Source organism: Marinobacter sp. NFXS9 (assembly GCF_040148665.1).
GTDB lineage: Bacteria > Pseudomonadota > Gammaproteobacteria > Pseudomonadales > Oleiphilaceae > Marinobacter_A > Marinobacter_A mangrovi.
In genome coordinates, this window is the sequence record NZ_JAGDDW010000003.1 from 149,534 (window position 1) to 174,203 (window position 24,670).

Sequence of the window (24,670 nt, forward strand, 5' to 3'; positions counted from 1 at the left end):
CTGACCTCCGGCCTATTTCGGCGCCATCCGCAGCGCGCAGTCCAGACGGACCACCTCGCCGTTGAGGATCGGGTTCTTGACCATTTGCTCCACCATCATGCCGAACTCTTCCGGCTTGCCCAGGCGCTGCGGGAACGGCAGCGTCGCCGCCAGGTTGTCCTGAACGTTCTGCGGCATGCCCGCCATCATGGGCGTCATGAAGATGCCCGGCGCGATGGTGTTGACGCGGATGCCCTGGCGGGCCAGTTCACGGGCCGCCTGCAGGGTCATCGATACCACGCCGCCCTTGGACGCACTGTAGGCCACCTGACCGATCTGGCCTTCGTAGGCCGCAACCGAGGCCGTGGAGATGATGATGCCCCGCTCGCCGTCGGCGTTGGGCTCGCGCTGCATCATGTCCGCCGCGGCCAGCCGCATGATGTTGAAGGTGCCGATCAGGTTGACCTGGATGACCTTGTTGAAATCCTCCAGTGGCATCGGGCCTTCCTTGCCGACAATCTTCGCCGCCGGGGCAATACCGGCGCAGTTCACCGCGATGCCGCAGGGGCCGTGGGCTTCACGCGCTGTGGCGATCGCCGCTTCGGCGCTCTCAGCCGAGGACACATCACACTTGACGAAGATACCGCCAACCTCTTCGGCCACGGCACGGCCGCGCTCTTCCTGCAGGTCGAGGATGGCTACTTTGCAGCCTTCAGCCGCCAGTGCGCGAACGGCGCCCTCACCCAGTCCGGAAGCGCCACCGGTGACGATGGCGGGTACACCTTTGAATTCCATAATCGCCTCTTGTTCTTCGTTGGCTATTGCAGTCAGACACCCGGACGGCGCCTGAATTCAATCGATACCCACAGTGTGGCTCAGTCCCCGCCGGCAGGGCCATGACAAGATCAGGCAGGAAATTTGATAAAAACTGGAGCACCGGGCGCTACAAGGCAACCGACCGGAACCGGGTTGGTCGGGAACCAGTGGCTGAACGGACATTAATCCCGCCAATCACCGGAACGTGTCAGAATCCATTGGAATTCCGGTAACCTGTGCCAGTCACCCCGGCAAATCACAGCTAATCTTAGGGCATGAGTGATAACAACCAGCTGATCATCTGCGAGTACTGCGACGCGGTTTACCAACGTCCGACGCTGGCCCGCCACCAACAGGCCCACTGCGTGCGCTGCGGCGGCCTGCTGGCGCGCCCTCATTTCTTCCATGTCGATCACCTGCTGGCGCTGTGCCTGACCGCTATCATGCTGATCGGCTTCCTCAGCTTCTATCCGGTGCTGGTCATCCGCACCGGCGGCCAGTCCCATGCGGCCACGCTGGTGGATGCGGTCTGGGCCCTGACGAAGGGGCCGACGGATATGCTGGCCCTGGTAGCGGCCTTCTCCATCGTCATCGTTCCGGTCACCCAGGTCGCGCTGCTGACCTGGCTGTTGGGATTTGCCCATTTCCGGCAACGTGCGCCGGCGTTTCGCGGCTGCATGCGCTGGCTTGCGACCCTGGGCCCCTGGAGCATGCTGGAAGTCTTTCTGTTGGGCGCGCTGGTGGCGGTGTTCAAGATCAGCGGCCGGATCGATGTGCTGCCGACGATGGGCCTGCTTGCCCTCGGCGGGTTGAGCTTGCTGATCATCGGCATGGCTGGTCGGGACGTGCAACGCCTGTGGGATGAGCTGCCATGACCGTACCCGTCGCTGCCGAACTGGGCCTGTGCCTGTGCCACCGCTGCCACCAGGCCTGCGACCTGAATGCCAGCCCGCACACCTGCCCCCGCTGCGGCGCCCACCTGCACAGGCGCAAACGCAACGCCATCACCCGCACCTGGGCGCTGATGCTGACCGCGCTGATCCTCTACATCCCCGCCAACGTGCTGCCGATCATGCACACGACGTCTTTCAAGGGCGACTCGACGGCGACCATTCTGGGCAGTGTCGTGACCCTCTGGCGGGACGGTGCCTGGGACATTGCCACCATCATTTTTATCGCCAGCGTCGGCGTACCGGTGACCAAGTTCCTGGTCCTCGGTCTGCTATTGTGTACCGTTCACAAGGGCAACACGCGCTCACGCCGGGACAGAACCCGCCTCTATCGAGGGCTTGAGCTGATAGGCTACTGGTCTATGCTCGATGTATTCGTGGCTGCGCTGCTGACGGCGCTGGTCCAGTTCGGCGCGCTGGGGACGATCGAGCCCCGACCGGGTATTCTCTTTTTCGGCCTGGTGGTCGTCCTGACCATGCTGGCCACCCTGAGCTTTGATCCACGATTGATATGGGACACGGATACCCACGATGACTAATGGAACGACGCCGCAGTCGCCCGCCGAGGCAGACGTCAAATCCCGTCGCTGGAGCCTGTCACTGGTGTGGCTGGTGCCGCTGGTGGCGGCCCTGGTCGGACTCTCGATGCTGATACGCGCCTGGCACGACGCCGGCCCCACCGTGGAGGTCACCTTTGAGACTGCCGGCGGACTCACACCCGGCCAGTCACAGGTGAAATACCGCAATGTGGTCATTGGCGAAGTGTCGGCCATCCGTCTCAGCCAGGATCACAAGAAAGTGGTCGTCACCATCGATCTGGATCGTGACGCGAAAGACTTTGCCCGCAAGGACTCGCGCTACTGGGTCGTGCGGCCCCGCATTGGCACCGGCGGCGTCTCCGGGCTGGATACCCTGCTCTCCGGTGACTTTATCGCAGCCGACCCGGGCGATTCCGATCAGCACGTCACCCGCTTCGAAGGCCTGGAGAACCCGCCGCCGGTCACCTACGGCGAACCGGGCAAACGCTACCGCCTCAAGGCCGGTGACCTGGGCTCGCTGGATATCGGCTCGCCCATCTATTACCGCAAGGTGCGTGTCGGCCAGGTGGTTTCCTACGCACTCGATGAGTCCGGCGATGGCGTCGATGTGGATATCTTCGTCAACGCGCCCAATGATCAATATGTCACTGCCGACACCCGATTCTGGAACGCCAGCGGCATCGATATCGGCGTCAGCGCCAACGGGCTGGAACTGGATTCCGAATCGCTGCTGTCGGTTCTGACCGGCGGGGTGGCGTTTGCCACACCGAAGCGGGAATCCGGTAGCGCCCCGGCAGAGGCTGGCACCGAGTTTCAGCTGTTCTCCGAGAAAAGCGTAGCCCTGTCGCCCGGCAAGGGACCGGCCCAGCGGATTCGGATGCGATTCGACCAGTCCCTGCGCGGCCTCAAGGAAGGTTCGCCGGTGGAGTTGATCGGCAAGCAGATCGGTGAGGTCACCCGCGTCACCCTGGATTACGACGCCAGCGACAAGACGTTCCCGGTGATCGTGGACGCCCGCATCTATCCCCAGATGATGGGACAGGCCTACGGCAAACTGCTGACCGACATCCGCCAGCCCGCCGGCAATGCCGACGAGGTTCCCAGGCTGTTTGAAGATCTGGTGAATCAGGGTCTGCGTGCCGAAGCCCGGACCAGCAATCTGCTGACCGGCCAGCTCTTCGTGGCACTGGAGCTGTATCCGGACGCCCAACCGGTCGAGTTTGATGTGACCCTCGATCCCATCCAGATTCCCACCCGTCCAACCAGTCTGGACAAGTTGCAGGAACAGCTCACCCGACTGGTGGACCGGTTCAGCAAGATTCCGTTTGAAAGCATCGCCAACAACATGAACGGCAGCCTCGCCGAGCTTCGCAAGACGTTGAGTTCCATCAACAGCGACGTCATGCCCTCAGCCCTGCAGACCCTCAAGAGCATCGACGGGGTGATGACCGACATGCGCTCGACGCTAAACCAGGCAGCAGACGCCCTGGACCCGTCGTCGCCGGAACGCACGCGCATCGGCCATGCCCTGGACGAAGTGGAGCGCATGTCCCGTTCCGTGAGGGAGCTGTCCGACTACTTGCGCCGACATCCTGAATCCATGATCCGCGGGCGCTCGCAGCCGGTAAGGAGTGACCAGTGAGAAAACCTTTTACACGCTGTCCCAACGCCGTACTGGCGACCAGCGCCCTGCTGGGAATCGTCCTGACCTTCACGGGGTGTAGCAGCAGTCCACCGGTGCACTTTCATACGCTGGTTCCGCCGGCTGACGCCGCTGAGGCGACCGGAGAGGAGGCGCGCATTACGGTGGAGAACGTCACGGTGCCGCCGCAGGTTGACCGCACGGCACTGGTGTTGCGGTCGGACCGGAGTCAGCTGCAGGTGCTGGAATCAGACTGGTGGGGCGCGCCACTGCCCCAGGAAATCCAGAGCGCCCTGACGGTCTCTCTAAACCCGCCGCAGGCCAGGGACAGCCGGATCCATGCCTGGATCGACATCACCCGGTTTGAGGCCATGCTCAACGATCAAGCCTGGCTGGATGCGGACATCCGCCTCGGCAACCGCGATACCGAAGCCCAGCTCAAGCAACTGAACTGCACCACCCGCATCCGGAGCCAGGCCGGCCCGACCGTCACCGACACCGTTCTGGCACAGCAGGCCAACATCGCCGCCCTGGCCGATCGGATCCGCGCCCAGGCCAAACGCCTGCTGGCCGGCGACGACAGCTGTCCGCCGCCGGTCTGAGCCACGGATTACTGGTGTCCGGCCACCGCGTGCGGGACGTAGGGGCTCTCCAGGATCGTCCTTTCCTCGTCGCTCAGGATGATGTCCAGGGCGGCGATGGCATCATCCAGATGCGCCTCCTTGCTGGCCCCCACAATCGGCGCGGACACCACCGGGTTGGACGCCACCCAGGCCAGCGCAATCTGTGCCATGGGCAGTCCTCGCTGTTCGGCGACGCTGCGCAGGGCCTCAATCACCGGCGCGTCGATATCGCTGCCCAAGTGCCATTTGCGAGTCATCTGGTCGGTGCGGGCGCGGGTGCTCTCGCCGCCTTCGCCCTGGGTGGTCTTGCCGGCGAGAACGCCACGAGCCAGCGGGCTCCAGGGAATCACGCCCACGCCCTGATCGGCGCATAACGGGAACATCTCCCGCTCCTCTTCCCGATAGACCAGGTTGTACATCGGCTGCATGGTGACGAATTTCGTCCAGCCGTTGCGCTCGGCCACGTGCTGGGCCTTGGCGAACTGCCAGGCGAACATGGACGAGGCGCCGATGTAGCGGACCTTGCCGGCCTTCACCACATCGTGGAGCGCTTCCATGGTTTCTTCGATGGGCGTGTCGTAGTCCCAGCGGTGAATCTGGTAGAGGTCAACGTAGTCGGTGCCCAGCCGTTCCAGCGACGCATCGATGGCGTCCATGATGTGCTTGCGGGACAGACCACGGTCATTCGGGCCGTCACCCATCGGGTTATAGACCTTGGTGGCCAGCACGAACTGGTCGCGCCGGGCGTAGTCCAGCAGCGCCTTGCCCACGACCCGCTCGGATTCCCCGACCGAATACATGTCGGCGGTATCGAAGAAGTTAATCCCCGCATCCAGCGCTTTCTTGATGAAGGGCCGGCTGGCCTCCTCGTCCAGGACCCAGTCACGCCATTCCGACGTACCGTAGGTCATGGTCCCCAGACACAGTGGTGACACCTTCATACCGGTTGAACCCAATCGGCGATATTCCATGGCAACCTCCTTCGGGTGGTTCGGTGTTTTCAAGGTCTTGCACAGGCGAGCTTGAGAGGGGGTCGCTTTGAGTCGGCCAATACGCCGGCCAGCGACGAGTGTTGTGAGTTCATGCTGAACCGATGAAGCCGCACCCGCAACCATTGACGATCACGGGGATCAATCGCCGAGGTTGCCGCGGTCCATCGGCGCCGGATCGATATCGGCGTAATCCTTCGGTTCAAAACGGGGCGTGCAGAGGGCGAGAAACACCAGATCACGATCGCCGGTATTGCGGATGCGCTGACTGGCACCGGCCGGGATGATCACGACATCGCCCGCTTTAATGGGCCCGGCGACGGTCTCCCCCACTTCGACCCAGCCTTCGCCGTCCAGGATCACGTAGCGCTCGACCTGATGCGCCAGACGATGCAGGCGGGTGATGCATCCAGGTTCCACCCGGGCCCGGGCGATGGACAGGGCTGGATCATCCACCGAGTTCGAGAGTTCCAGGATGAAACAGCCTTCCTCGAAGAAATACTCGGCGGAGGCATCCGGCGATGTGATGCGAGCCTGGCTCATGACACACCTGTCGTCCCGACCGATGGCACCGCCTCACGAAGAAGCGAGCGCAGCATGAACCCAAACGACACGGCGGCGCAGGCCGCCATGGCCAGCACAACGGCCAGCAGCGTGTGTGGCAGCAGCGCCGAGAGCGCGCTTATCGTGCCGGCAGCACCGAACTGGGCCGCACCCAGCAATGCCGCTGCGGTGCCTCCACTGGTGGGAAAATGCTCCATGAAACAGGCCTGGATGTTGGGCGAAATGGCGCCCATGACCCCGATCGTCAGCATCATCGCAGCGAGGAACCCATAGACGGGCCAGTTCAGCGCAGCGGCCGCCACCAGCAGGAGGGCACCCAGCCCCTGCAAGGCACTCGCCATTTGCAGGACACGCAGTGACGGCAGGCGGGACAACAGCGCACGATTGGTCAGGTTCACGCAGAACATCGCCACGATGTTGGCGCCGAACAACAGCGCAAAGGCCTGCTCGGATTGGCCGAAATGCTCCTGGTAGATGAACGAGGCGTGGGTGATGAACAGCATCATCACCGAGAACGACCCGATCTGCCAGAAAATGAAGGGCAAGGCCCGGGTATTGGACAGCACAGAGGCATACCGCTTCAGGATGCTCATTCTGGCCGCTGTCCCGGGTACCGCGACCGGATCGCGGAATACAGTCCCGAGCAGAACCGGCACCACGAGCACGGCGTACAGGGCCAGGAAGATGAAAATCACGTTCCAGGGCCCGATGGCCAGCAGGGCGCTGCCGATGCTGGGGGCAATCCCCGGTGCAATCACCATGATCAAACCAATCATGGAGAACAGCTTGGCCGCATCCTGACCGCTCACCCGATCGCGCACCAGCGCCGGCACCGAGACCAGCACCCACCCGGCTCCGATGGCCTGCACGGCTCGCCCGACCAGAAACACCGTCAGGGCATCGGTGAATGCCAGCCACAGGCTGGCGATCGAAAAGATGGCGAGGCCGGACATCAGGACCACCTTGCGACCATAGCGATCCGAGAGGGCCCCACCAATCAACTGACCAAAAGCGAGGGAAAAGATGTAGACCGACACGCTCAGGGAGACTTGCTGTGAGGACACCCCCAGGGAGTCTGCAATCTCGGGAAACGCAGGCAGATAGGTATCCACCGAAAACGGCCCGAGCATCATGGTCGAGGCCAGTGCAAAAATGAGTGAAAAGCGAACGTGCGGTTCCGTCTTCGACATGCGGCATCCAATTCAGCGGGTAACGATAATCACTCGCAAACTATAGATTGATTCGCTAACGACATAAATTGACAAAAATGCTTACTATCATTCAGATAGAATCCGTGTACAGCCTTAATTTAGCGTGCAGACCCGCCGAAGACAGACCGCCATCAGCCTCATCAGGATCTGGCGCACCTCCATTGCGGAATCCCGACCAGATTCAAAAAAACGCTTATGACGGCCTGCCCCTAATCAGCCGATCGACTGGATGGTGCGCTCCCGGGGCCAGCGCACTTTCTTCAGGCCAGCGAGCCAGTCCGTCTCCGTGTCCCGGTAGCCCAGAGCAACGAGGACGACACCGTGCAGACCCCGATCGCGGAGTCCGAGCACCGAATCCAGCGCCACCGGGTCGAATCCTTCCATCGGCGACGCATCGACCTGTTCCAGGGCCGCGGCGCTCAGAACGGTTCCCAGGCCGATGTAGGCCTGGCGAGCGGCCCACTCGACACGCTGCTCGGGCGTGCGCTGTTGCAGGGTGCCTTTGATCATGTCCCGATAGCCAGAGAGTTCGGCAGGATCGACGTCCCGCTCGGTGGCAACCCGCTCGATCAGCTCATCCACATGGGCTTCCTCAACCGGATCCCAGGTGGCGAATACCAGCAGGTGGGAGCACTCGGTGACCTGCGGCTGGTCCGCAGCCTTCTCCCGGATAGTCGCCTTCAGGGCCGGATCATCCACCACCAGCACCGTGTAGGGCTGTAACCCGAAGGACGACGGCGCCAGGTGGGCCGCATCGAGGATGCGCTCCACCTTGTCTGCCGGCACCGTGTGGCCGTTCATACGTTTGGCGGCGTAGCGCCAGTTGAGAGCGTCGTAAAATGAAGACATGGTGATGACTCCTGTTGTGTTGGTCTGGACAGTCTTTATGGATCAGGAACCGGCCGCCTTGGCCGTGGCCGAAGGAGAGGCCGACTGGCGCGCGGCGCGATGGAAAACCACGGTGCCGGCCGCAACAAGCCCGCCGGCCAGGGCCAGGTTGGGCGGTGTCGCTTCACCCAGCGCCAACACGGCGATCAGGGTGCCCACCACCGCGGCAACCGTACCAATCTGGCTCAGGTAGACGGGGCCGGCCAGTTTCTGCAGTACGAAGTAAAAGAAATAAAGGACCGCGAAAACGAGTATTTCCACGCCCAGCAAACCCAGCACGGTCGAAGACCGAGACAGGTCGACAAACGCCCCCGGTTCCGTGGTCAGGGCAAACGGCAGCAATGCCAACGCCGCACCGAAAAGCATGATGGCCGCCAGGAAAATGGGCGATGTGCCGGCCGGCCAGCGCAGGGTCCGGTAGATATTGCCAATCGCGAGTGCAATCGGCATGGCCAGGATCAGTACGGCCCACACCGGGTCGCCGGCGCTGCTACCCGCCTTGGACAAGGCCAGGATCACGCCGCCCACGAGTGCCAGCAGGACGCCAATCAGCCGCTGGACACGCAGGCTCTCCATACCCAGCAGGACGGCCATCAGCCAGGTGATCAGGATCGGAAACGCGAAACTCAGCGAAATAAACCCGGCGCCAACGTGGCGCACCGCCAGGAACCCTAACGCATTCGGCAGGGCCATCAAAACGCCCGTAACAACGGCGTACTCCAGGGTCCGCCGGTTCACCGGCATCGTCTGGCCCTGCAACGCGGTCAGCGCCGTGAGCAGCACACCCGCGCCAACCAGACCCAGCATGAGAAACGTCAACCGTGGCGCCCCGGCATCATCCGCCAGTTTGGCCATGACCAGCGACAGCGCCAGAAAGGTCCCCACCAGCAACAGACAGCCGAAGGCATACAGCCCCTGCCGCTCAGCCGACTTGTGTGACTGCATCACCTTGGCCATCATTGTCCTCCAGTGTCTTGCCATCAAGATGAAAACGACCAACTATCTCGAAGAAAAGTATCTTTATGTCGAGATAATTTATCTTAACACCAAGATAAAAAGAGGCGCAATGAGTCGAGTAAAACTCGCCACCGAGCAGTGGCAAAAAGAAATGCCGGAACTGGACCTGCTTCCCATGGAGCTGTTGGGCCGACTGGGCAGCGCGGCTCGCCAGATCACGCGGGATTATCTGGAGCCCTTCTTCAAATCACACGGCTTGCATCAGGGGGAGTTTGACGTTCTGGCGACGCTGCGCCGGTCCGGCAAACCCTATGCATTGGGGCCCACGCAGCTTTTCGAAGCCTTGATGATCTCCTCAGGCGGCATGACCAACCGACTCGACCGGCTGGAAAAGGCAGGATTAATCAGCCGATCCCCCAACCCCGAGGACCGACGCGGCATGTTGGTAACGCTCACCGATGAGGGGCTGGCGCTGATCAACCGGATCATGCCGCTGCATGTGGAGAATGAGGCGCGCGCCCTGGGCGGACTGACGCAGCAGGAGCAGGCGCGGCTCAATGAACTGCTGGGCAAGCTGATTCAGGGCATGGATAAGGCGGATTAACGCCGGAACTTCGTCTCCAGTACCACCGCGGAGTTGGTGCGCTCGACCCCCTCGAGGTTGCCGATTTCATCAAGCACGGCACTGAGCTCTTCCAGGGACTGGGCCTGGACGATGGCGATCAGGTCGTATTCGCCGCTCACGGAGAACAGCTGGGCGACGTGGTGGATCTGCTCCAGCGCCGTATTGGTCCGCGCCGTCAGCTTCTGGCGCACCTTGATGGACACATGCGCCTCCACCTGATTTTCCGAATAGGCCCGCCCCACTTCCAGCGAATAGCCCTGAATCACCCCGCTCGCCTCCAGTCGCGCAATCCGGTTTTGCACCGTTGAGCGGGACAGGCCCAGTGAACGGGCCAGGTCGGACACGCTCGTGCGCGCGTTCTGGCGCAACAACATCAGTAGTTTCTGGTCCTGCGGACTGATCACAACGCCACCCCCCCTTCACAATTCGCCATATTATATCGTCATTTTGACAGATTCTCCCACTGATTCGCCCGTTTTGAAACTGCAAAATGACATTGGGCCCATCCATAATGAAGCCACTGATTTATGGGAGTCTTTAACACCACTCCCGAAAGCCCTGATTCGCAAAAGGTTTACACATGCAAGTATCCCGCGCTTTGTTCGATGACGTGATGGTTCCCAACTACGCCCCGCCCGCCGTGATTCCGGTGAAAGGGCAAGGTTCCCGCATCTGGGACCAGGAAGGCCGCGAGTACATCGACTTTGCCGGCGGGATTGCCGTGAACTGCCTGGGCCATTGCCACCCGGCCCCGGTCAAGGCCCTGCAGGAGCAGAGCGAGAAGGTCTGGCACCTGGCCAACGTGATGACCAATGAGCCGGCCTTGCGCCTGGCCAAGAAGCTGACCGACGCCACCTTTGCCGAGCGCGTCTACTTCGCCAACTCCGGCACCGAAGCCAACGAGGCGGCCCTCAAGCTGGCCCGTCGCTGGGCGTTCAACGAGTACGGCGAGCACAAGGACGAAATCATTTCCTTCGAACGCAGCTTCCACGGCCGCACCTTCTTCGCAGTCAGCGTGGGCGGCCAGAAAGCCTACTCCGACGGCTTCGGGCCCAAGCCCGGCGCCATTCGTCATGCGGTTTTCAACGATCTGGCCAGCCTGGAAGCCGTGATTTCCGACAAGACCTGCGCCGTCATGATGGAGCCGCTGCAGGGCGAAGGCGGCATCATCGATGCGGATCCGGCGTTTATCAAGGGCGTGCGCGAGCTGTGTGACAAACACAACGCACTGCTGATCTTCGATGAGGTACAGACTGGCGTGGGCCGGACCGGCTATCTGTATGCTTACATGGATACCGGCGTCACCCCGGACATCCTGACGTCCGCCAAGGCTCTCGGTGGCGGCTTCCCGATTGGCGCCATGCTGACCACGGCCGAGATCGCCAGCCACCTGAAGCCGGGCACCCACGGCTCCACCTACGGCGGTAACCCGCTGGGCTGCGCCGTCGCCGAAGCCACTTTTGACACGGTCAACGACGACACCCTGCTGGCCGGCGTGCGTGTACGCAGCGAACAGTTCAAGAAAGGTCTGGAAGCCATCAACGCCCGCTATGGCATCTTCAAGGACATCCGCGGCAAGGGCCTGCTGATTGGCGCCGAGCTGATCGACGAGCACGCCGGACGCGCCAAGGAAATCCTCCAGGCCGGCCTCAAGGAAGGCCTGCTGTCGCTGGTCGCCGGCGCCAACGTGGTTCGCTTTACGCCGTCTCTGGTAATTCCGGAGGCGGATATCGAGGAAGGTCTGGCCCGCTTCGAAGCGGCCATCGACTCGCTGTTTGGTTCTGTCGCCAAGGCCGGCTGACCCGACGCGGAGGACGCGCCATGATCATTCGCCCAATCGCTCATACGGATCTGGACGCCCTGGCTGAGATTGCCCGGGAGTCCGGGCCCGGCTTCACCTCGCTGGTGGACGACCGCGATTTCCTGACCGCCAAGATCCAGCACTCGATCGACAGCTTCAACCGCGACGTTGTCGAACCCGGTGACGAAGGCTATCTGTTCGTGCTGGAGGATCCGGATACCGGAGACATCCTGGGCACCACCGGGATTGAAGCGTCCGTCGGACTGGACAGCCCGCTCTACCATTACCACAAGAGTCAGGTGGTCCATCATTCCCGGGAGTTGGGGCTGTTCAAGCGCGTCGACGTGCTGAACATGTGCAACCACTACACCGGCTGCTCGGAAATCTGCACGCTGTACCTCCGCCCGCAGTTCCGTCGCCCCAATGCTGGGAAACTGCTGTCCAAGGTTCGCTTCCTGTTCATGGCCCAGCATCCGGCGCGATTTGCCCGGACCGTCATTGCCGAAATGCGCGGTATCTCCAGCGACTGCGGCGAATCGCCATTCTGGAACTGGCTGCGTCAGCACTTCGTAGACTTGGAGTTTGCGCAGGTCACCGAACTGGTCGGGGCCGGCAACAACGGGTTTATTGCCGAACTGATGCCGAAATACCCGCTCTACACGCACCTGCTGAGCCCCGAGGCCCAGGCGGTGATTGGCGAAGTGCACGACAAGACCCGTCCGGCGCTGAAGATGCTGGAAGCGGAAGGCTTCCGCCACAAGGGCTATGTGGACCTGTTTGACGCCGGCCCCACGGTCGAGGCCGAGCTGGACCAGATTCGCAGTGTCGCCCAGTCCAGCGAATGCACGGTGCAGGTGGTTCAGGCGGACACGCCCGTCCTGCAACACGGCGGTGATCTGCTGTCGATTGCCAACACGCAAGTGGCGGGATTCCGCGCCACACTGACAGAACGGGCGATCCATCACCCCCAGCACGGATTGCTTCAGGTGCCGGCCGACCTGGCCCGCGCCCTCGATCTGGAAGACGGCGCCAAGGCCCGCTGCGTGACGCTGGCCAGCCGTGCCCACAACAAGACAACCGGACGTGCGACCGACACCGCGTCGCAGGCCCAACCTCAACAGGAGCTTCGATATGCACTCTGATCGCGACACCCTTTTCCAGAACCTCTGGGATAACTACCGCGAGGTGACGCCGTCAGCCGAGGAAATCCATCGACTGCTCGGTGGCACCCAGGGCAGCGAGATCATCAACGATCACATCGCGCTGCGGACCTTCAACCTGGAAAAAGTGAACCTGGACAAGCTGGCCGCGCATTTCCTGAAGCTGGGCTACAAGGAAGGCCAGGAGTATCACTTCGAAGCCAAGAAGCTCTACGCCAAGCACTACGAGCACGAAGATCCGACCGCCCCCAAAGTGTTCATCTCCGAGCTGCTGGTGGAGAAGTTCTCACCGGAACTGCAGACCGTTGTGAAAGATCTGGTGGACAAGGTGGATCCGAACGCCGTCACCGCGGACAACTTCCTCTACTCCGGCACTCACTGGCAGGTGGATTACGCCACCTACAAGCAGCTGCTGGCCGAGAGCGAGTACGCGGCATGGGTAGCCGCCTGGGGTTATCGCGCCAACCACTTCACGGTCAACGTGAACCAGCTGGAGAAGTTCCGCACGGTTGAGGAAATCAACCAGGCGCTGAAGGATGCGGGCTATACCGTCAACAGTTCAGGCGGTGAAGTGAAAGGCTCCCCGGAAGCGCTGCTGGAGCAGTCCTCCACTATGGCGGACCGGGTTGAGGTGCAGTTCAGCGATCGCACCGAGGTTATCCCCAGCTGCTTCTACGAGTTTGCCCGCCGCTATCCCAAGCCGGACGGTCAGCTTTACAGCGGCTTCGTCGCCGCGTCGGCAGACAAGATTTTCGAAAGTACCGACGCCGGGATGTAAAGCATCCAGCCAACGAAAAAGGGGGCCAGAGGGCCCCCTTTTCATTTCCAGTCAGGACATCACGCCTTGCGACGCCGGGACATGCCAATGCCTGCCAGGCCAAGGCCCAGCAACGCAACGGTGGCCGGCTCCGGTACGGAAGCCGTGGAAATGCTGGCAATGCCATAATCACTCTGGTTATTACAGCTGCCGGTACCACAGGTGCCTGCGGTCGCTGTATAGGTGAGTGACGACAAGAGCGTGTTGCCAAACAGGGCACCCAGATCCACAGTACCGGCTGTCGCAGACGTTGCTTCACTTGCACCCAGAATGAGTGACGTCATATCGACGCCATCGATCAGCAGCGACAGGATGGTGTCATTGGCGCTGGTATAGGTGTTGGTGAGCACTGCTGTGCTGGTGTCTGAAGAACCGAAGAAGTTCGCCGTGATGGTCGCCACTTCCTAGTAGTCCCCGAATTCCGGGCCATCGTATAGAAACGCCAACGTCGTGCCCGACAAAACAAATCCGGAACTGGAATCAGCCGTAATGCTCTGGCCGATATCAATTTCGTTCCCACCGGCACCGGAGGTGACACCAGCACCTTCAACGCCTGCAACCGTTTTGAGGCCCAGTGAGCCGCCGCTTGAAGAGAACGTCAGACCACCAGATGACCCTGACACGATATCTGATGCGCTGATGTATGCCGCTGAAGCCGGGCCAGCCAGAAGACCAGAACAGACGACGGCTGCGGCAAGAGGTGCACGCAATTTCATAGAAAGACTCCTTCCTGGAAACATGGGATTCGCACTTTCAGTATGCGAATCCGGTGCCAACACCCCAGCCGCTTGATATGAAAGGAGTTAATGCGTCATGACTGGTTACCATGTAAACAATCTCGACGTCGCTTTTGGCAACATAAAGCAGCGACGACGCCGCCGCGACAGGACAGAGGTAACCTCCGCTTTTGCCGTTAAATGCTTGGCGAAACGAGAGACGGGAAGCAATACTGGGTTGTGGGGAGTTCGGTTTTAAGGGCCACCTCCCGCAGAAATCGCCATCGGGTTGGGTCAACAGACTGTTAACCGGATGGAACAACCGGCAAAGAACTCGACGGTCCGTTATGGCAACTGCGAAAACACCGTGGATAGAAGGCGCGTTGTGCCCGCTGGAGACACCGCGGTTCCTGTGCGATGAGATGCTGCGAGGCTTTGGCGAATGGCTGCGGGTGGCCGGCTATGACACCACCTCACCCACCAGCGGCACCTGCGATCGGGATGTGCTGGAAACCGCCATCGACGAAAACCGCTGGCTGATTACCCGGGACCGGGAACTGCTGTTGCATCGCAACGCCCCGCAGTACGTGCTGTTGCTGGAAAGCAACGGCATGGAGTCCAACTTCCGGGAACTGACCCGGCTGCTGAACCTGGACTGGTTACACGCGCCCTTCTCCCGCTGCAAGCGCTGCAACACCCCACTGCGCCCCGGTCCATTACCCGACGACACGCCGGAAATTGACGACAAACGAGTCTTCTGCCACTGCCCGGGCTGCAAACACGTGTACTGGGAAGGCAGCCACGTCCGCCGGATGCGCGGCAAGCTGCTACGATTCAACCGCTGGCGCCATCCCCGGCGTTTTTTACCGGCTACCAGTCCTCTTAACGGAGCCCTGCCACGTTACCGGACGGAGTAGATGGCCAGTTCACGATCACGCCGTTTTTCGTCAGCGTCCTCGTCGACCGCTATCGCTGCAATCTGCGCAATATACGCCTCCGGCAACGCGTGTTCCTGTGCGCCGACAAGCACGTGGTGGCGATACCAGTCGAAAGGGCGCAGCGACGAGTCGATGTCCGTGGCCACGTAGAGCCAAACATCCAATTCGCGGCCCTCGTTCGTCCTGGCTTTGGCAACGGCGTCCTCATAGCCCCTGCCAACGCCTTCGATGCGGTCCAAACGTCGCTTGTCGCGATCTGGAATGTCATAGACCACCCCATGCAGCCGGTCCGCAGGGTCGCCGGTCCAGAACGCATCGCACTTGGCCGAGCCGTCGCGGCGGCTGCGCTTGTGGAAGCAGAGCCGATAGCCCTCGATGACGGCAACGGTGACGAAACGAGCCGCGGGAATGCGTTCGAGCAGCCGGGCCCGGGACATGTTGGAGCCATAGGCAAAGCAGAGCACGCTTGATCCTCTCCTTGTCAGCATTGCGCAATATTGTCCAAGCACGGCTTTTCCGGCGACGATATAGTGGTCTGCATAGGCGATTCACACGCCGGAGAGACAGCCGTGGAACAGGACAGCCAATTCCAGTTTATCAAGAGCCGGCATTTGCCGGAGGTCACCGCCCTCCAGGCGGAAATGGACGGGTTCACCTACGACAAACATGCCCATGAGGAATATGCCTTCGGCGTCACCCTGAGCGGCCGCCAGGACTTCTTCAGCAACGGGCAGTTCCACAAGAGTCCGCCGGGCAACATCATCCACCTCAAGCCGGAAGAGGTGCACGATGGCCACTCTGGAGTCGAAGAACCGCTGAGCTACGTGATGCTGTACGTCCACCCGCGCCAGATCGAGCCGCTGTTTGCCGATGCCGCCGGCGTGCAGCGCATCGACGACGTTCGTATGAGCGAAACCCTGGTGCAGGATCCCGTCCTGCGTCAACACATCATGGAGCTGGTCCGGCTGATCACCGACAACGTCGGCAGCCGCATCGAGCAGGAACACGCCTTGTTGCGCATAGCCTCCCGCGTGGTCCAGCGGGTCGGCCATTACGAACCGGACGAGCTGACACGCCGGGCCGACGCCTTGCTGCAACGGGCCAAAGACTTCATCCACCACCACGTGGATGCCGACCTGTCCCTCGAGGACATCAGCGACGCCGCCAACCTGTCGAAATACCACTTCCTGCGGCTGTTCCGGCGCCAGTTCGGGATCACGCCTCACCAGTACGTGATCAACTGCCGCATCAACGCCGCCCGGACCGCGCTGGAAACCGGCGAGCCGCTTAACGACGTGGTCTACCGCTACGGATTTTCGGACCTGAGTCATTTCAACCGCCGCTTCAAGCGGATCTACGGTATGACGCCGAAGCAGTACCAGAGCAACATCCGCCGCTAAACCCGGGCCTCCACCCAGACTCAAAAGCTCAATCCAGGGGACTCTGATGATTGAAATCTTCGCCTATGCCATAGGCGTGATGTACACGCCTGGGCCTGTAAACTTGCTGGGCCTCAATGCCGGCCTGAACGGTCAGTTCCGCGCGGCCACCGGTTTTTATGTGGGAGTTGGCAGCGCCATGCTGATCCTGTTCCTCACGTTTGGCTGGATCGGCTCGGCGTTTGTTGGCGGCAACGTCTTGCTGGTCATCAGCCTGGCAGGTTGCACCTACATCATCTACCTGGCCATGCGCATATTGCGGGCCAGCGTGCACGTGGACGAATCCGCCGGTGAGGCGCGAGTTCTGGGCTTCCGGGACGGACTGGTCATCCAGCTGCTCAACCCCAAGGGCGTCGTCGCGACACTGCCCATCGCCACCATCCAGTTTCCTGGTGCCGGCATCCATGGCGTTGGTGTGGTGATCTGGTCGGGCATTCTGGCCCTGCTCGCCATCGGCGCCCCCGGCAGCTACGCCCTGGCCGGCAGCGTTCTGGGACGGCGCATCACCCGGCCGGTGGTCTTCCGCTGGTTCAACCGGGTGATGGCCCTGTTGTTGCTCTACGTGGCGGGGGCGATTGGCTATGACTTCGTCTACCGCCCCCTGCTCACCTGACGGGACACTAGTGGAACGGGAACAGGTAATTCATCCACGCCGACATCCGCAACAGGATCTTGCGCATGATTGCCACATGATGGAAATGATCGCTGTAGACCGCCATCTGGCCGTAGGCGCCGCCGGGCAAGTGCGGGCGATACTTGTCGAAGGCCGGGTCGGTGATACGCACGCGAACCGGGACACGGCCCGGGCCGGCCGGGTCGGTCTGCAGGTTGCCGGAAGGTTGTAGCTGACCCTCGGCCAGTATGGGCAGCACGGTATCCACCTCGCCAGAAAACACCTGGCCGGGAATCCCGTCGAACGCCACTTCCGCCTCATCCCCGGCTTCCAGCCGGAGCAGGCTGTTCTGGCGGAACCAGCCGGTGAAGATGTCGGCTTCCTGGTGGACGAAGATCAGCGAGGGCCGCAGTGGCAGGTTGACTGCCATCATGCCCGGCCGCAGGAACAACTGCGACACATAACCACGAGTGGGTGCCCGCACGACGGTCTCGTCGAGATCGTAGCGGGCCGCAACCAGTTGACTGGACAGGTCATCAACCTGAGCCCTGGCCAGATCCTGGTTACGTTTCGGACCGGCACCGGTCCTCGCCAACTGGGTCGCCCGATCCAGATCCATCTTTGCCGACTTGAGCTGGGCTTCCAGCGAAGCCACTTTGGCTTCAAACGGCGTGGGATCGATACGGAACAGCACATCCCCTTTCTCAAGCAGGACATTCGGGGAGGCGTCCACACTCACCACCCGGCCCCTTACTGAGGGAATCATCGGCGTTGTCAGTTCATACTTGCGCGCCCGCTCCGAATAGGGATGGTTGTAGTTCATTAACATGATCATCGCGCCAATCAACAAGACGCCACCCAGCACCGCGGTCGGCACCGTCCACTTGTTCAGCGGCACCCGGAAAACCTTGAATATGAAGACGCAAATGGCGGTGTAAGTCAGAATCAGCAGCAAGTCCATGATCAGTCCTCCCGCTGCCGGTCGCCGGACTGCGACTCAAATCGTTCCAGACGCTCGCTGAGCTCGGCCACACGGGCCTCAAGATCCGCCAGGTGACTGTGATCGGAGCGTCCATCACTGAATCCCCACCCCCGGTCAGGCCGGTACAGCGACGCCCATATCCAGAGGAACGGCCAGATCACGTGAAGCGTCAGCAGGCTGACCCAGCCCGCAATGTGTATAGCATCCTGATGCGGGTGGTTGCGGTGCCTGGCAATGTCGTAGGGGATATCGTGAATGGCGATGATGCCGTAGAACAGGACAATCACGACGAAGAACAGAAGGAACAGGGCAATATAGTCGAGCATAATCAACTTCCTTGGTTGACCGACGGCCACAACCCCCTGGCCGTTCTTACGGAGCCTCTTGTGGGCCCCCTAAAAAGCGTAGCAGCATTTACGCCAACCGACGGACATTCCGGACGTTTCCCGCCAGACAGCGTCTGACACCCCCTCTTCGTCAAGCGATCCCCGACCGCAACAACCCACAACAAGTTGATCCAGATCATCCTCAAAAAACCTTAATGCGAATAATTTCGTTTAGAAATGGTGCACAATTCTCTTTATCATTGATGATCATTTCTGCAACAATTCGGGGCCGCCGGCCCGGCAGCCGCCCTTCGCGCCACAGGAGCGCGGAAGTCAGCAGCCATCGTCATGGGCCGACCAACCGCTATCGCTATTTCCGGGAGACCACTGAATGCTGAACCGTACCCTCTCAGCCGCCGCCATCCTGCTCGCAACACTGGTTGCCCTGCCTGCTGCTGCGGACATCAAGACCTATAACATCGAGCTCAAGGATGGTCAGCTGACGCCCAAAACGCTGAACGTGGCGGCGGGCGAGCGCTTCAAGCTGCAGGTTCAAAACAACGGCCAGGCACCCGCCGAGTTTGAAAGCAAGCGCCTGCGCCAGGAGAAAATCCTGGTTCCCGGCGCCAACTGGGCAGTGGTGATCAAGCCCCTGAAAGCCGGTGAATACGACTACTTTGATGAGTTCAACCTGCCGGAAGCCCAGGGCACGCTGATCGCAGAGTAAGGAACCGACATGGAACAGATTATCTTTGTCGTCTGGAGAGAGAGCATCGAGGCCCTGCTGGTCGTCGGTATCCTCTACGCGTGGCTGCGCCAGGCCGAAGTGGCCGGGGCGATGCGCTACCTGTGGTTCGGCGTAGGCGGCGGTATCCTGTTCGCCATCGCACTGGCCGCGGCCCTGCTGGGCATCCAGCAATTCCTGGGGGATGTCGGCCAGGAAATCTTCATGCTGCTGATGATGCTGGTCGCCACCGTGCTGATCGTGCAGATGGTCCTGTGGATGCGGGAGCATGGCCGGCACCTGCACAGCCATCTCAAGAACGAAACCCAGCGGGCGCTGGAAGACCGGACCTTCTGGTCCATCAGCATCCTGGTGGCCATTGCCATTGGCCGTGAAGGCTCGGAAACGGTGATTTTCCTCTACGGCATGAGCTATGCCCAGCAGACCGCCCAGGACTGGCTCGGCTTCGCCGGTGCCGTGGCGGTGGCCCTGGTGCTGGCCGGTTTCACCTACTACCTGCTTCAGGCCGGCCGTCGCTGGATGTCCTGGAAGCACTTCTTCCGCTTCACCGAAATCATGCTGCTGTTGCTGGCCAGCTCGCTGTTGCTGTCGGCCGTGGATCGCATGATTGGACTGGGTTGGGTGCCCACCGGTATCGACCCGCTGTGGGACACCTCCGCCGTACTCGACGATACCAGCCGCTTCGGCGGTGTCGTATCCGCGTTGACCGGCTACCGGGCCTACCCGGCACTGACCGATGTCGTCGTCTGGCTGGCGTTCTGGGCCGGTATTTTTGGCCTGTTCCGCCTGCAGCGCCGACAGCAGGCGCCCGTCACCGCCTGATTCACGCCAACTCAACGACCTGCCCGCGTCATCCCCGCGGGCAGGTCAGGCGGACCAGGACCCGGCAACCTAAACCGAAACGCCGAACAGCGCCCCCACCGCAGCCGTCGCTGCCATAGCCAGCGCACCCCAGAAGGTCACCCGGGCAGCCGCCTTGCGAATCGACGCTCCACCGGCCCGGGCCGACAAGGACCCCAACAGCGCCAGGAAAATCAGCGACGCCAACGGCACCCCCCAGCCCAGTCCCGCCACTGGCATCAGCCAGACCACCAGGAGCGGCAGGAAAGCCCCCGCCGCAAACGTCGCGGCTGAAGCCAGTGCCGCCTGCACCGGACGGGTCGTATAGGCGGCGCCCTCAATACCCAGCTCATCCCGCGCGTGGGCCGCAAGGGCGTCGTGCTCCATCAATTCAACAGCCACCTGACGGGCCAGCTCCGGGGCCAGGCCCCGGCCTTCATAGATCTCCGCCAGCTCGCGGATTTCCTCCTGGGGTTGGTGGGCCAGTTCATACCGCTCCCGACGCAGGTCGGCCCGCTCGGTATCCGCCTGGGAGCTGACCGACACATACTCGCCCGCCGCCATCGACATGGCCCCGGCCACCAGCCCAGCCACGCCGGCAATCATGATCTGTTGTGACGACGCCCCGGCGGCCACGAACCCAAGAATCAGACTCGCGGTGGAGACGATCCCGTCATTGGCGCCCAAAACGGCGGCCCTAAGCCAACCAATCCGACCACTGCGATGCTTTTCACGATGCCTCACCGATCCCTCCTAAAGTATCAACCACCGGATCTGCCCCCTCACTCGTCACATCCGCTGCCAAACGAACCGGGCCAATCCGACTTCATGATGAGATTTTTATATCCATCCTATTAAATATCACCGAAGTTCCTGTCATCCAACGCCTACCGTGCTCGGCGACACAACGTCGGATCGACTGTCGCGGAAGGCCTGCCACGCAGACCGCTTTCGAGTTGAGGAAAAGCCAGGGAGAAAGGCGAGGATGACACCCCAAGTATGCACCTTGACGCGTGCCTGCGGCACCAGCAAGCATGGGTCCGAGCTGTAGGGTGTGGTCCAAACTGACCGAGCCATTTCACCATGGCCAGCCACACCTCCCGGTCAGGAGCGGTCGATCCGCCTATCTGCCGCCCGGCGGACGCGTCATATTGCCGGGCCTGTCTTTGCGTGATGGAAGCCGCTTCAACACGATGAAAAGGAGACCTCACGATGACGAGTAAGGACCAGAAACCGACCACGAACGATGCCGGTATTCCTGTCGCCAGTGACGAACATTCCCTGACGATTGGCCCGGATGGCCCGATCGTGCTGCACGACCATTACCTGATCGAGCAGATGGCCAACTTCAACCGCGAGCGCATCCCGGAGCGCCAGCCCCACGCCAAGGGTGGCGGTGCCTTTGGCTATTTCGAGACCACCGAAGACGTCAGCCAGTACACCAAAGCGGCGGTGTTCCAGAAAGGCACCAAGACCGATCTGGTGATTCGCTTCTCCAGTGTGGCCGGCGAGCGCGGCAGCCCGGACACCTGGCGTGATCCCCGTGGCTTCGCGGTGAAGTTCTACACCAGCGAAGGCAACTACGACATGGTGGGGAACAACACCCCGGTGTTCTTCGTGCGCGATCCGATGAAATTCCAGCACTTCATCCGCTCGCAGAAACGCCGGGCCGATACCAATCTGCGCGATCACGACATGCAGTGGGATTTCTGGAGCCTGTCACCGGAGTCCGCCCACCAGGTGACCTGGCTGATGGGCGACCGGGGCATTCCCAAAACCTGGCGCCACATGAACGGCTATTCCAGCCACACCTACATGTGGGTCAACGCCCAGGGCGAGAAATTCTGGGTAAAATACCACTTCAAGACCGACCAGGGTATTGAATGCCTGACCCAGGAAGACGCCGACCGCCTGGCCGGTGAAGACGGGGACTACCACACCCGGGATCTCTACGAGGCGATCGAGCGCGGTGACCATCCCAGCTGGACGCTTTACATGCAGATCATGCCGTTCAGGGACGCGGAGACGTACCGCTTCAACCCGTTCGACCTGACCAAGGTCTGGCCGCACGACGACTACCCGCTGACCAAAGTGGGCCGTCTCGTCCTCAACCGGAATCCGACCGACTACCACACCGAGATCGAGCAGGCCGCTTTCGAGCCGAACAATCTCGTCCCGGGCATCGGCATCAGTCCGGACAAGATGCTGCTGGGTCGGGTGTTCTCCTATGCTGACGCCCATCGCGCGCGCTTGGGCGTCAACTACAAGCAGATTCCGGTGAACTCGCCCAAAGCGCCTGTACATGCCTACACCAAGGACGGCGCGATGCGGGTGCAAAACGCCACTGATCCGGTCTACGCCCCGAACAGCAAGGGCGGCCCGGTGGCCGACGGAGAGCGCTACCCCACCGACTCCACCTGGGAAACCAGCGGCGATATGGTCCGTGCTGCGTACAAGCTGCGCAAAGACGATGACGATTTCGGACAGGCCAATGCCCTGATCAATCAGGTGATGGACCAGGCGGCCCGGGACCGTTTGGTGTCCAACGTGGTCGGGCACATCAAGGGCGGAGTGAAAGAGCCCGTGCTGTCCCGCGCTCTGGACTACTGGAAGAAGATCGACGCCGAAGTTGGCGCCCGGATCGAACAGGGCGTGAAGCAAAGCTGATCGTTTGACTGAACCATCGCCAGGCGCCTCGATCAGGGGCGTCCGGCGGTCAACGCCCACCCCTTCCAGTAAAGCACATCAGGCTTTCCAGAACGGCTTGTAGGCTTCCTCGATCAACGACCCGATGGGCAATCCTACGTCCAGTTCGGCGCGTGTGGTATCGATCTCCCTCAACTGCCCGCGCAGCCGGGCACGCGTCCGGTAACGGCGGAACCATTCCCGCAGCACGCGCCCCACTCGAACAGACCTCGGCAGCGGCCGGCGGAGTACGTCAGAACTTCCGACCTCCATAGGAGGAATAAAAACAGTTTCAGTGCGTCTGGATGTCGCAGTTTGCATGACAAATACCTCCAGGAAATATGAATTGAGGCCGGCCGGTAAATGCCATTAAACTGCGATAAAGGTGGGGTATCTATCAGTCTTTCTGAAAAGCGGCGTTCGTAAAACATGAACATAAAACTCGATAAGCTACGTTCATTCGTACTGGTGGCCGACGAGGGCAACCTGACCCGGGCGGCCAATCGTCGCCACACGACGCCATCGGCGGTCAGCGAACACCTGCGTCAGTTGGAGGATCACTTCGGGCTGGCCCTGTTCGAACGCAACACACGCGGGATGGCCCTGACGACCGCCGGTCGCAAACTGCTGGCACCGGCGCGCCAGGCGCTGATGCAAGTGGCGGAACTGGACGAGATTGCCCGGGCACTGCGCTGCGAACAGCCCGAGCCGCTGTCGTTCGCACTCAACGCGCCGCCGGAATATCTGAAGGTGGATCAACTGCTGCGCTCGGTCGCGCGGGACCTGCCGGAAATCGCGCTGGAACTGGCCACCAGTTCATCATTCGTGATTCGTGATCAGGTGAAAGCCGGTGAGCTCGACATGGGCTATGCCTACGGCGATTACGCCGACGACCAGGTGCTTGGCCTGCGTCTGGCACCCATACGCGTCAGTGTGGTGGGCCCCCTGGAAGGCAGCCGCGAACATTTCCCCACCGACTTCGCCGAACGCAGGGCCCTGCCCTGGATCTGGCCCGCCGGCCACTGCCCGTTGGCCACCATGCTGCCAGACATCCTCGGCGGCGGCCGGGAGCAGGCCAACAACAATTCTTCGTCGATTGATGAACTCAGCACCCTGTCGATGATCCGGGCGGGTCTCGGGTATGGGCTGGTGGAGCATGAGCTGGCCAGTCACTGGGCCGATCGAGGCAGCGTCCGGGTCTATTCCGAACCCCGCCTGAGCATCAACCTGAGCCTGCTGGTGCGTCGGGATCGAGTGGATGAGCCGGCCATTGCGGCTGTAATCGCCCTGGTCAAGCAGCTATGGCAGGAGGCCAGCGTCCCGCAAACGGCGGCGACCGAAACGGTGAGTTGACGCTAACGGTCGCGCCCGATGCCCTGCAAGTGGGCCACTAGGGCCGGCGTACACAACATGAACAGAAGCCCCAGCCCCATCAGGCCACCCTGGGCCGGATCGAAGTCGGCCTTGAACGCTTCCGGCGGCACGCCGAGCGCCAGGCCCAGCGCCCACTCAAAAACAAGCGTCAGCAGCACCCAAACCAGCCCGGCGACGAGCTGCCGGGACACCGTGATCACCTGCATCCAGCGCAGCAGGAACCAGGCGATGGCAAAGATAACGACGCAGCCCACCAACACGCCGATCTGATGAGCCATGACGGGGCCAATGCGGGGCGTCAGAAACATTTCCCGCAGCGCGCCGCTGACGGATTCAGCAGCGATAATCAGTAGCCAGACCACAACCACCCGGTTCCAGCGCATGGTGATTGCTGCTCCTTGTGTGAAGCCGATGTTTGGGCGGGTTGGGCCCACCTGCCCCGGATTAATCC

At 61.7% G+C, this 24,670-nt stretch carries 29 protein-coding genes and 1 pseudogene; 15 read left to right on the forward strand and 15 right to left on the reverse strand.

Features of this window, described 5'->3' with window-relative positions:
• Positions 1 to 12: 12 nt before the first annotated feature.
• Positions 13 to 774, reverse strand: coding sequence for an SDR family NAD(P)-dependent oxidoreductase (locus J3364_RS06565; RefSeq protein WP_349557575.1), 762 nt, complete (start codon positions 772 to 774; stop codon positions 13 to 15).
• A gap of 296 nt (positions 775 to 1,070) precedes the next feature.
• Here J3364_RS06565 and J3364_RS06570 point away from each other — a divergent pair, with 296 nt between their 5' ends.
• Genes J3364_RS06570 through J3364_RS06585 form a run of 4 tightly spaced genes read left to right on the forward strand, consistent with a single transcriptional unit; the run spans position 1,071 to position 4,528 of the window.
• Positions 1,071 to 1,670, forward strand: coding sequence for a paraquat-inducible protein A (locus J3364_RS06570; protein ID WP_349557576.1), 600 nt, complete (start codon positions 1,071 to 1,073; stop codon positions 1,668 to 1,670).
• A complete protein-coding gene (locus tag J3364_RS06575; RefSeq protein WP_349557577.1) occupies positions 1,667 to 2,284 on the forward strand; it encodes a paraquat-inducible protein A in 618 nt (205 codons plus the stop codon). The genes J3364_RS06570 and J3364_RS06575 overlap by 4 nt, the downstream gene beginning before the upstream one ends.
• Positions 2,277 to 3,926 carry a PqiB family protein gene (locus J3364_RS06580; RefSeq protein WP_349557578.1) on the forward strand — a complete coding sequence of 550 codons (1,650 nt, stop codon included), beginning with the start codon at positions 2,277 to 2,279 and terminating at the stop codon, positions 3,924 to 3,926. The genes J3364_RS06575 and J3364_RS06580 overlap by 8 nt, the downstream gene beginning before the upstream one ends.
• The gene (locus J3364_RS06585) at positions 3,923 to 4,528 is read left to right on the forward strand and encodes a PqiC family protein (protein ID WP_349557579.1); all 606 of its coding nucleotides are present in this window, start codon (positions 3,923 to 3,925) and stop codon (positions 4,526 to 4,528) included. Before J3364_RS06580 ends, J3364_RS06585 begins: the two co-directional genes overlap by 4 nt.
• A gap of 8 nt (positions 4,529 to 4,536) precedes the next feature.
• Here J3364_RS06585 and J3364_RS06590 read toward each other — a convergent pair whose 3' ends face one another.
• The 5 genes from J3364_RS06590 to J3364_RS06610 all read right to left on the reverse strand — a co-directional run bounded on the left by J3364_RS06590 (position 4,537) and on the right by J3364_RS06610 (position 9,158).
• On the reverse strand, positions 4,537 to 5,520 hold the full coding sequence (locus tag J3364_RS06590) for an aldo/keto reductase (protein WP_349557580.1): 984 nt from the start codon (positions 5,518 to 5,520) through the stop codon (positions 4,537 to 4,539).
• A gap of 159 nt (positions 5,521 to 5,679) precedes the next feature.
• Complete coding sequence (locus J3364_RS06595) at positions 5,680 to 6,081, reverse strand: cupin domain-containing protein (RefSeq protein ID WP_349557581.1); 402 nt, start codon at positions 6,079 to 6,081, stop codon at positions 5,680 to 5,682.
• Positions 6,078 to 7,292: a Bcr/CflA family efflux MFS transporter gene (locus J3364_RS06600; RefSeq protein WP_349557582.1), complete on the reverse strand. Its 1,215-nt coding sequence runs from the start codon at positions 7,290 to 7,292 to the stop codon at positions 6,078 to 6,080. Before J3364_RS06600 ends, J3364_RS06595 begins: the two co-directional genes overlap by 4 nt.
• A 234-nt stretch (positions 7,293 to 7,526) precedes the next feature.
• Positions 7,527 to 8,162 (reverse strand): NAD(P)H-dependent oxidoreductase, encoded by a 636-nt coding sequence (locus J3364_RS06605; RefSeq protein WP_349557583.1) that lies wholly within the window; start codon positions 8,160 to 8,162, stop codon positions 7,527 to 7,529.
• Positions 8,163 to 8,204: 42 nt separating this feature from the next.
• Positions 8,205 to 9,158: a DMT family transporter gene (locus J3364_RS06610; RefSeq protein WP_349557584.1), complete on the reverse strand. Its 954-nt coding sequence runs from the start codon at positions 9,156 to 9,158 to the stop codon at positions 8,205 to 8,207.
• On the opposite strand from J3364_RS06610, the gene J3364_RS06615 reads away from it, so the two are divergent.
• Positions 9,151 to 9,762 (forward strand): MarR family winged helix-turn-helix transcriptional regulator, encoded by a 612-nt coding sequence (locus J3364_RS06615; protein ID WP_349557585.1) that lies wholly within the window; start codon positions 9,151 to 9,153, stop codon positions 9,760 to 9,762. The genes J3364_RS06610 and J3364_RS06615 overlap by 8 nt on opposite strands.
• On the opposite strand, the gene J3364_RS06620 is transcribed toward J3364_RS06615, so the two are convergent.
• A complete protein-coding gene (locus J3364_RS06620) occupies positions 9,759 to 10,187 on the reverse strand; it encodes an Lrp/AsnC family transcriptional regulator (protein ID WP_349557586.1) in 429 nt (142 codons plus the stop codon). The two genes, J3364_RS06615 and J3364_RS06620, sit on opposite strands and share 4 nt — an antisense overlap.
• 176 nt (positions 10,188 to 10,363) lie before the next feature.
• Between J3364_RS06620 and J3364_RS06625 the strand changes: the two genes are divergently transcribed.
• From J3364_RS06625 to J3364_RS06635, 3 genes are read left to right on the forward strand one after another with little or no spacing between them, the layout of a single operon-like run.
• Positions 10,364 to 11,584, forward strand: a complete 1,221-nt coding sequence (locus tag J3364_RS06625) for an aspartate aminotransferase family protein (RefSeq protein WP_349557587.1) — start codon at positions 10,364 to 10,366, stop codon at positions 11,582 to 11,584.
• 20 nt (positions 11,585 to 11,604) lie between these two features.
• Positions 11,605 to 12,726, forward strand: coding sequence for an arginine N-succinyltransferase (gene astA, locus J3364_RS06630; RefSeq protein ID WP_349557588.1), 1,122 nt, complete (start codon positions 11,605 to 11,607; stop codon positions 12,724 to 12,726).
• Positions 12,716 to 13,522, forward strand: coding sequence for a DUF1338 domain-containing protein (locus tag J3364_RS06635; RefSeq protein ID WP_349557589.1), 807 nt, complete (start codon positions 12,716 to 12,718; stop codon positions 13,520 to 13,522). The genes astA and J3364_RS06635 overlap by 11 nt, the downstream gene beginning before the upstream one ends.
• A 59-nt stretch (positions 13,523 to 13,581) precedes the next feature.
• Here J3364_RS06635 and J3364_RS22605 read toward each other — a convergent pair.
• Both J3364_RS22605 and J3364_RS06645 read right to left on the reverse strand, forming a co-directional pair.
• Positions 13,582 to 13,665 (reverse strand): annotated as a pseudogene (locus tag J3364_RS22605) (PEP-CTERM sorting domain-containing protein); the annotation flags it as partial.
• A gap of 300 nt (positions 13,666 to 13,965) precedes the next feature.
• On the reverse strand, positions 13,966 to 14,277 hold the full coding sequence (locus tag J3364_RS06645) for a hypothetical protein (protein WP_349557591.1): 312 nt from the start codon (positions 14,275 to 14,277) through the stop codon (positions 13,966 to 13,968).
• 347 nt (positions 14,278 to 14,624) lie between these two features.
• Between J3364_RS06645 and J3364_RS06650 the strand changes: the two genes are divergently transcribed.
• On the forward strand, positions 14,625 to 15,194 hold the full coding sequence (locus tag J3364_RS06650) for a Mut7-C RNAse domain-containing protein (protein ID WP_349557592.1): 570 nt from the start codon (positions 14,625 to 14,627) through the stop codon (positions 15,192 to 15,194).
• On the opposite strand, the gene J3364_RS06655 is transcribed toward J3364_RS06650, so the two are convergent.
• Positions 15,179 to 15,679, reverse strand: a complete 501-nt coding sequence (locus tag J3364_RS06655) for a gamma-glutamylcyclotransferase family protein (RefSeq protein WP_349557593.1) — start codon at positions 15,677 to 15,679, stop codon at positions 15,179 to 15,181. The two genes, J3364_RS06650 and J3364_RS06655, sit on opposite strands and share 16 nt — an antisense overlap.
• 105 nt (positions 15,680 to 15,784) lie before the next feature.
• Between J3364_RS06655 and J3364_RS06660 the strand changes: the two genes are divergently transcribed.
• Both J3364_RS06660 and J3364_RS06665 read left to right on the forward strand, forming a co-directional pair.
• Positions 15,785 to 16,615 (forward strand): helix-turn-helix domain-containing protein, encoded by an 831-nt coding sequence (locus J3364_RS06660; RefSeq protein ID WP_349557594.1) that lies wholly within the window; start codon positions 15,785 to 15,787, stop codon positions 16,613 to 16,615.
• A 46-nt stretch (positions 16,616 to 16,661) separates the two neighbouring features.
• The gene (locus J3364_RS06665; RefSeq protein ID WP_349557595.1) at positions 16,662 to 17,267 is read left to right on the forward strand and encodes a LysE family translocator; all 606 of its coding nucleotides are present in this window, start codon (positions 16,662 to 16,664) and stop codon (positions 17,265 to 17,267) included.
• A 7-nt stretch (positions 17,268 to 17,274) separates the two neighbouring features.
• Here J3364_RS06665 and J3364_RS06670 read toward each other — a convergent pair whose 3' ends face one another.
• Complete coding sequence (locus tag J3364_RS06670; protein ID WP_349557596.1) at positions 17,275 to 18,228, reverse strand: HlyD family secretion protein; 954 nt, start codon at positions 18,226 to 18,228, stop codon at positions 17,275 to 17,277.
• Between the two features lie 2 nt (positions 18,229 to 18,230).
• Complete coding sequence (locus J3364_RS06675; RefSeq protein WP_349557597.1) at positions 18,231 to 18,575, reverse strand: DUF3302 domain-containing protein; 345 nt, start codon at positions 18,573 to 18,575, stop codon at positions 18,231 to 18,233.
• 391 nt (positions 18,576 to 18,966) lie between these two features.
• Here J3364_RS06675 and J3364_RS06680 point away from each other — a divergent pair, with 391 nt between their 5' ends.
• Together J3364_RS06680 and J3364_RS06685 are read left to right on the forward strand one after the other, a co-directional pair.
• On the forward strand, positions 18,967 to 19,302 hold the full coding sequence (locus J3364_RS06680; RefSeq protein ID WP_123632679.1) for a cupredoxin domain-containing protein: 336 nt from the start codon (positions 18,967 to 18,969) through the stop codon (positions 19,300 to 19,302).
• A gap of 9 nt (positions 19,303 to 19,311) precedes the next feature.
• The gene (locus J3364_RS06685; protein ID WP_123632680.1) at positions 19,312 to 20,142 is read left to right on the forward strand and encodes an FTR1 family iron permease; all 831 of its coding nucleotides are present in this window, start codon (positions 19,312 to 19,314) and stop codon (positions 20,140 to 20,142) included.
• A 69-nt stretch (positions 20,143 to 20,211) separates the two neighbouring features.
• On the opposite strand, the gene J3364_RS06690 is transcribed toward J3364_RS06685, so the two are convergent.
• Positions 20,212 to 20,904, reverse strand: coding sequence for a VIT1/CCC1 transporter family protein (locus tag J3364_RS06690; protein WP_349557598.1), 693 nt, complete (start codon positions 20,902 to 20,904; stop codon positions 20,212 to 20,214).
• Between the two features lie 468 nt (positions 20,905 to 21,372).
• Between J3364_RS06690 and J3364_RS06695 the strand changes: the two genes are divergently transcribed.
• Entirely contained in the window at positions 21,373 to 22,827 is a 1,455-nt protein-coding gene (locus tag J3364_RS06695) for a catalase (RefSeq protein ID WP_349557599.1), read from the forward strand.
• Positions 22,828 to 22,905: 78 nt separating this feature from the next.
• On the opposite strand, the gene J3364_RS06700 is transcribed toward J3364_RS06695, so the two are convergent.
• Positions 22,906 to 23,064, reverse strand: a complete 159-nt coding sequence (locus J3364_RS06700) for a hypothetical protein (protein ID WP_349557600.1) — start codon at positions 23,062 to 23,064, stop codon at positions 22,906 to 22,908.
• 210 nt (positions 23,065 to 23,274) lie between these two features.
• Between J3364_RS06700 and J3364_RS06705 the strand changes: the two genes are divergently transcribed.
• Complete coding sequence (locus J3364_RS06705; RefSeq protein WP_349557601.1) at positions 23,275 to 24,198, forward strand: LysR family transcriptional regulator; 924 nt, start codon at positions 23,275 to 23,277, stop codon at positions 24,196 to 24,198.
• Between the two features lie 2 nt (positions 24,199 to 24,200).
• On the opposite strand, the gene J3364_RS06710 is transcribed toward J3364_RS06705, so the two are convergent.
• Positions 24,201 to 24,602 carry a hypothetical protein gene (locus J3364_RS06710; protein ID WP_349557602.1) on the reverse strand — a complete coding sequence of 134 codons (402 nt, stop codon included), beginning with the start codon at positions 24,600 to 24,602 and terminating at the stop codon, positions 24,201 to 24,203.
• Between the last annotated feature and the right edge of the window lie 68 nt (positions 24,603 to 24,670).

Excerpts from the sequence above, each read along its gene's own strand:
- J3364_RS06565 (WP_349557575.1), bottom strand. The coding sequence starts at position 774 with ATGGAATTCAAAGGTGTACCCGCCATCGTCACCGGTGGCGCTTCCGGA.
- J3364_RS06570 (WP_349557576.1), top strand. The coding sequence starts at position 1,071 with ATGAGTGATAACAACCAGCTGATCATCTGCGAGTACTGCGACGCGGTT.
- J3364_RS06575 (WP_349557577.1), top strand. The coding sequence starts at position 1,667 with ATGACCGTACCCGTCGCTGCCGAACTGGGCCTGTGCCTGTGCCACCGC.
- J3364_RS06580 (WP_349557578.1), top strand. The coding sequence starts at position 2,277 with ATGACTAATGGAACGACGCCGCAGTCGCCCGCCGAGGCAGACGTCAAA.
- J3364_RS06590 (WP_349557580.1), bottom strand. The coding sequence starts at position 5,520 with ATGGAATATCGCCGATTGGGTTCAACCGGTATGAAGGTGTCACCACTG.
- J3364_RS06595 (WP_349557581.1), bottom strand. The coding sequence starts at position 6,081 with ATGAGCCAGGCTCGCATCACATCGCCGGATGCCTCCGCCGAGTATTTC.
- J3364_RS06600 (WP_349557582.1), bottom strand. The coding sequence starts at position 7,292 with ATGTCGAAGACGGAACCGCACGTTCGCTTTTCACTCATTTTTGCACTG.
- J3364_RS06605 (WP_349557583.1), bottom strand. The coding sequence starts at position 8,162 with ATGTCTTCATTTTACGACGCTCTCAACTGGCGCTACGCCGCCAAACGT.
- J3364_RS06610 (WP_349557584.1), bottom strand. The coding sequence starts at position 9,158 with ATGGCCAAGGTGATGCAGTCACACAAGTCGGCTGAGCGGCAGGGGCTG.
- J3364_RS06625 (WP_349557587.1), top strand. The coding sequence starts at position 10,364 with ATGCAAGTATCCCGCGCTTTGTTCGATGACGTGATGGTTCCCAACTAC.
- astA (WP_349557588.1), top strand. The coding sequence starts at position 11,605 with ATGATCATTCGCCCAATCGCTCATACGGATCTGGACGCCCTGGCTGAG.
- J3364_RS06635 (WP_349557589.1), top strand. The coding sequence starts at position 12,716 with ATGCACTCTGATCGCGACACCCTTTTCCAGAACCTCTGGGATAACTAC.
- J3364_RS06645 (WP_349557591.1), bottom strand. The coding sequence starts at position 14,277 with ATGAAATTGCGTGCACCTCTTGCCGCAGCCGTCGTCTGTTCTGGTCTT.
- J3364_RS06650 (WP_349557592.1), top strand. The coding sequence starts at position 14,625 with ATGGCAACTGCGAAAACACCGTGGATAGAAGGCGCGTTGTGCCCGCTG.
- J3364_RS06665 (WP_349557595.1), top strand. The coding sequence starts at position 16,662 with ATGATTGAAATCTTCGCCTATGCCATAGGCGTGATGTACACGCCTGGG.
- J3364_RS06670 (WP_349557596.1), bottom strand. The coding sequence starts at position 18,228 with ATGGACTTGCTGCTGATTCTGACTTACACCGCCATTTGCGTCTTCATA.
- J3364_RS06675 (WP_349557597.1), bottom strand. The coding sequence starts at position 18,575 with ATGCTCGACTATATTGCCCTGTTCCTTCTGTTCTTCGTCGTGATTGTC.
- J3364_RS06680 (WP_123632679.1), top strand. The coding sequence starts at position 18,967 with ATGCTGAACCGTACCCTCTCAGCCGCCGCCATCCTGCTCGCAACACTG.
- J3364_RS06685 (WP_123632680.1), top strand. The coding sequence starts at position 19,312 with ATGGAACAGATTATCTTTGTCGTCTGGAGAGAGAGCATCGAGGCCCTG.
- J3364_RS06695 (WP_349557599.1), top strand. The coding sequence starts at position 21,373 with ATGACGAGTAAGGACCAGAAACCGACCACGAACGATGCCGGTATTCCT.
- J3364_RS06705 (WP_349557601.1), top strand. The coding sequence starts at position 23,275 with ATGAACATAAAACTCGATAAGCTACGTTCATTCGTACTGGTGGCCGAC.
- J3364_RS06710 (WP_349557602.1), bottom strand. The coding sequence starts at position 24,602 with ATGCGCTGGAACCGGGTGGTTGTGGTCTGGCTACTGATTATCGCTGCT.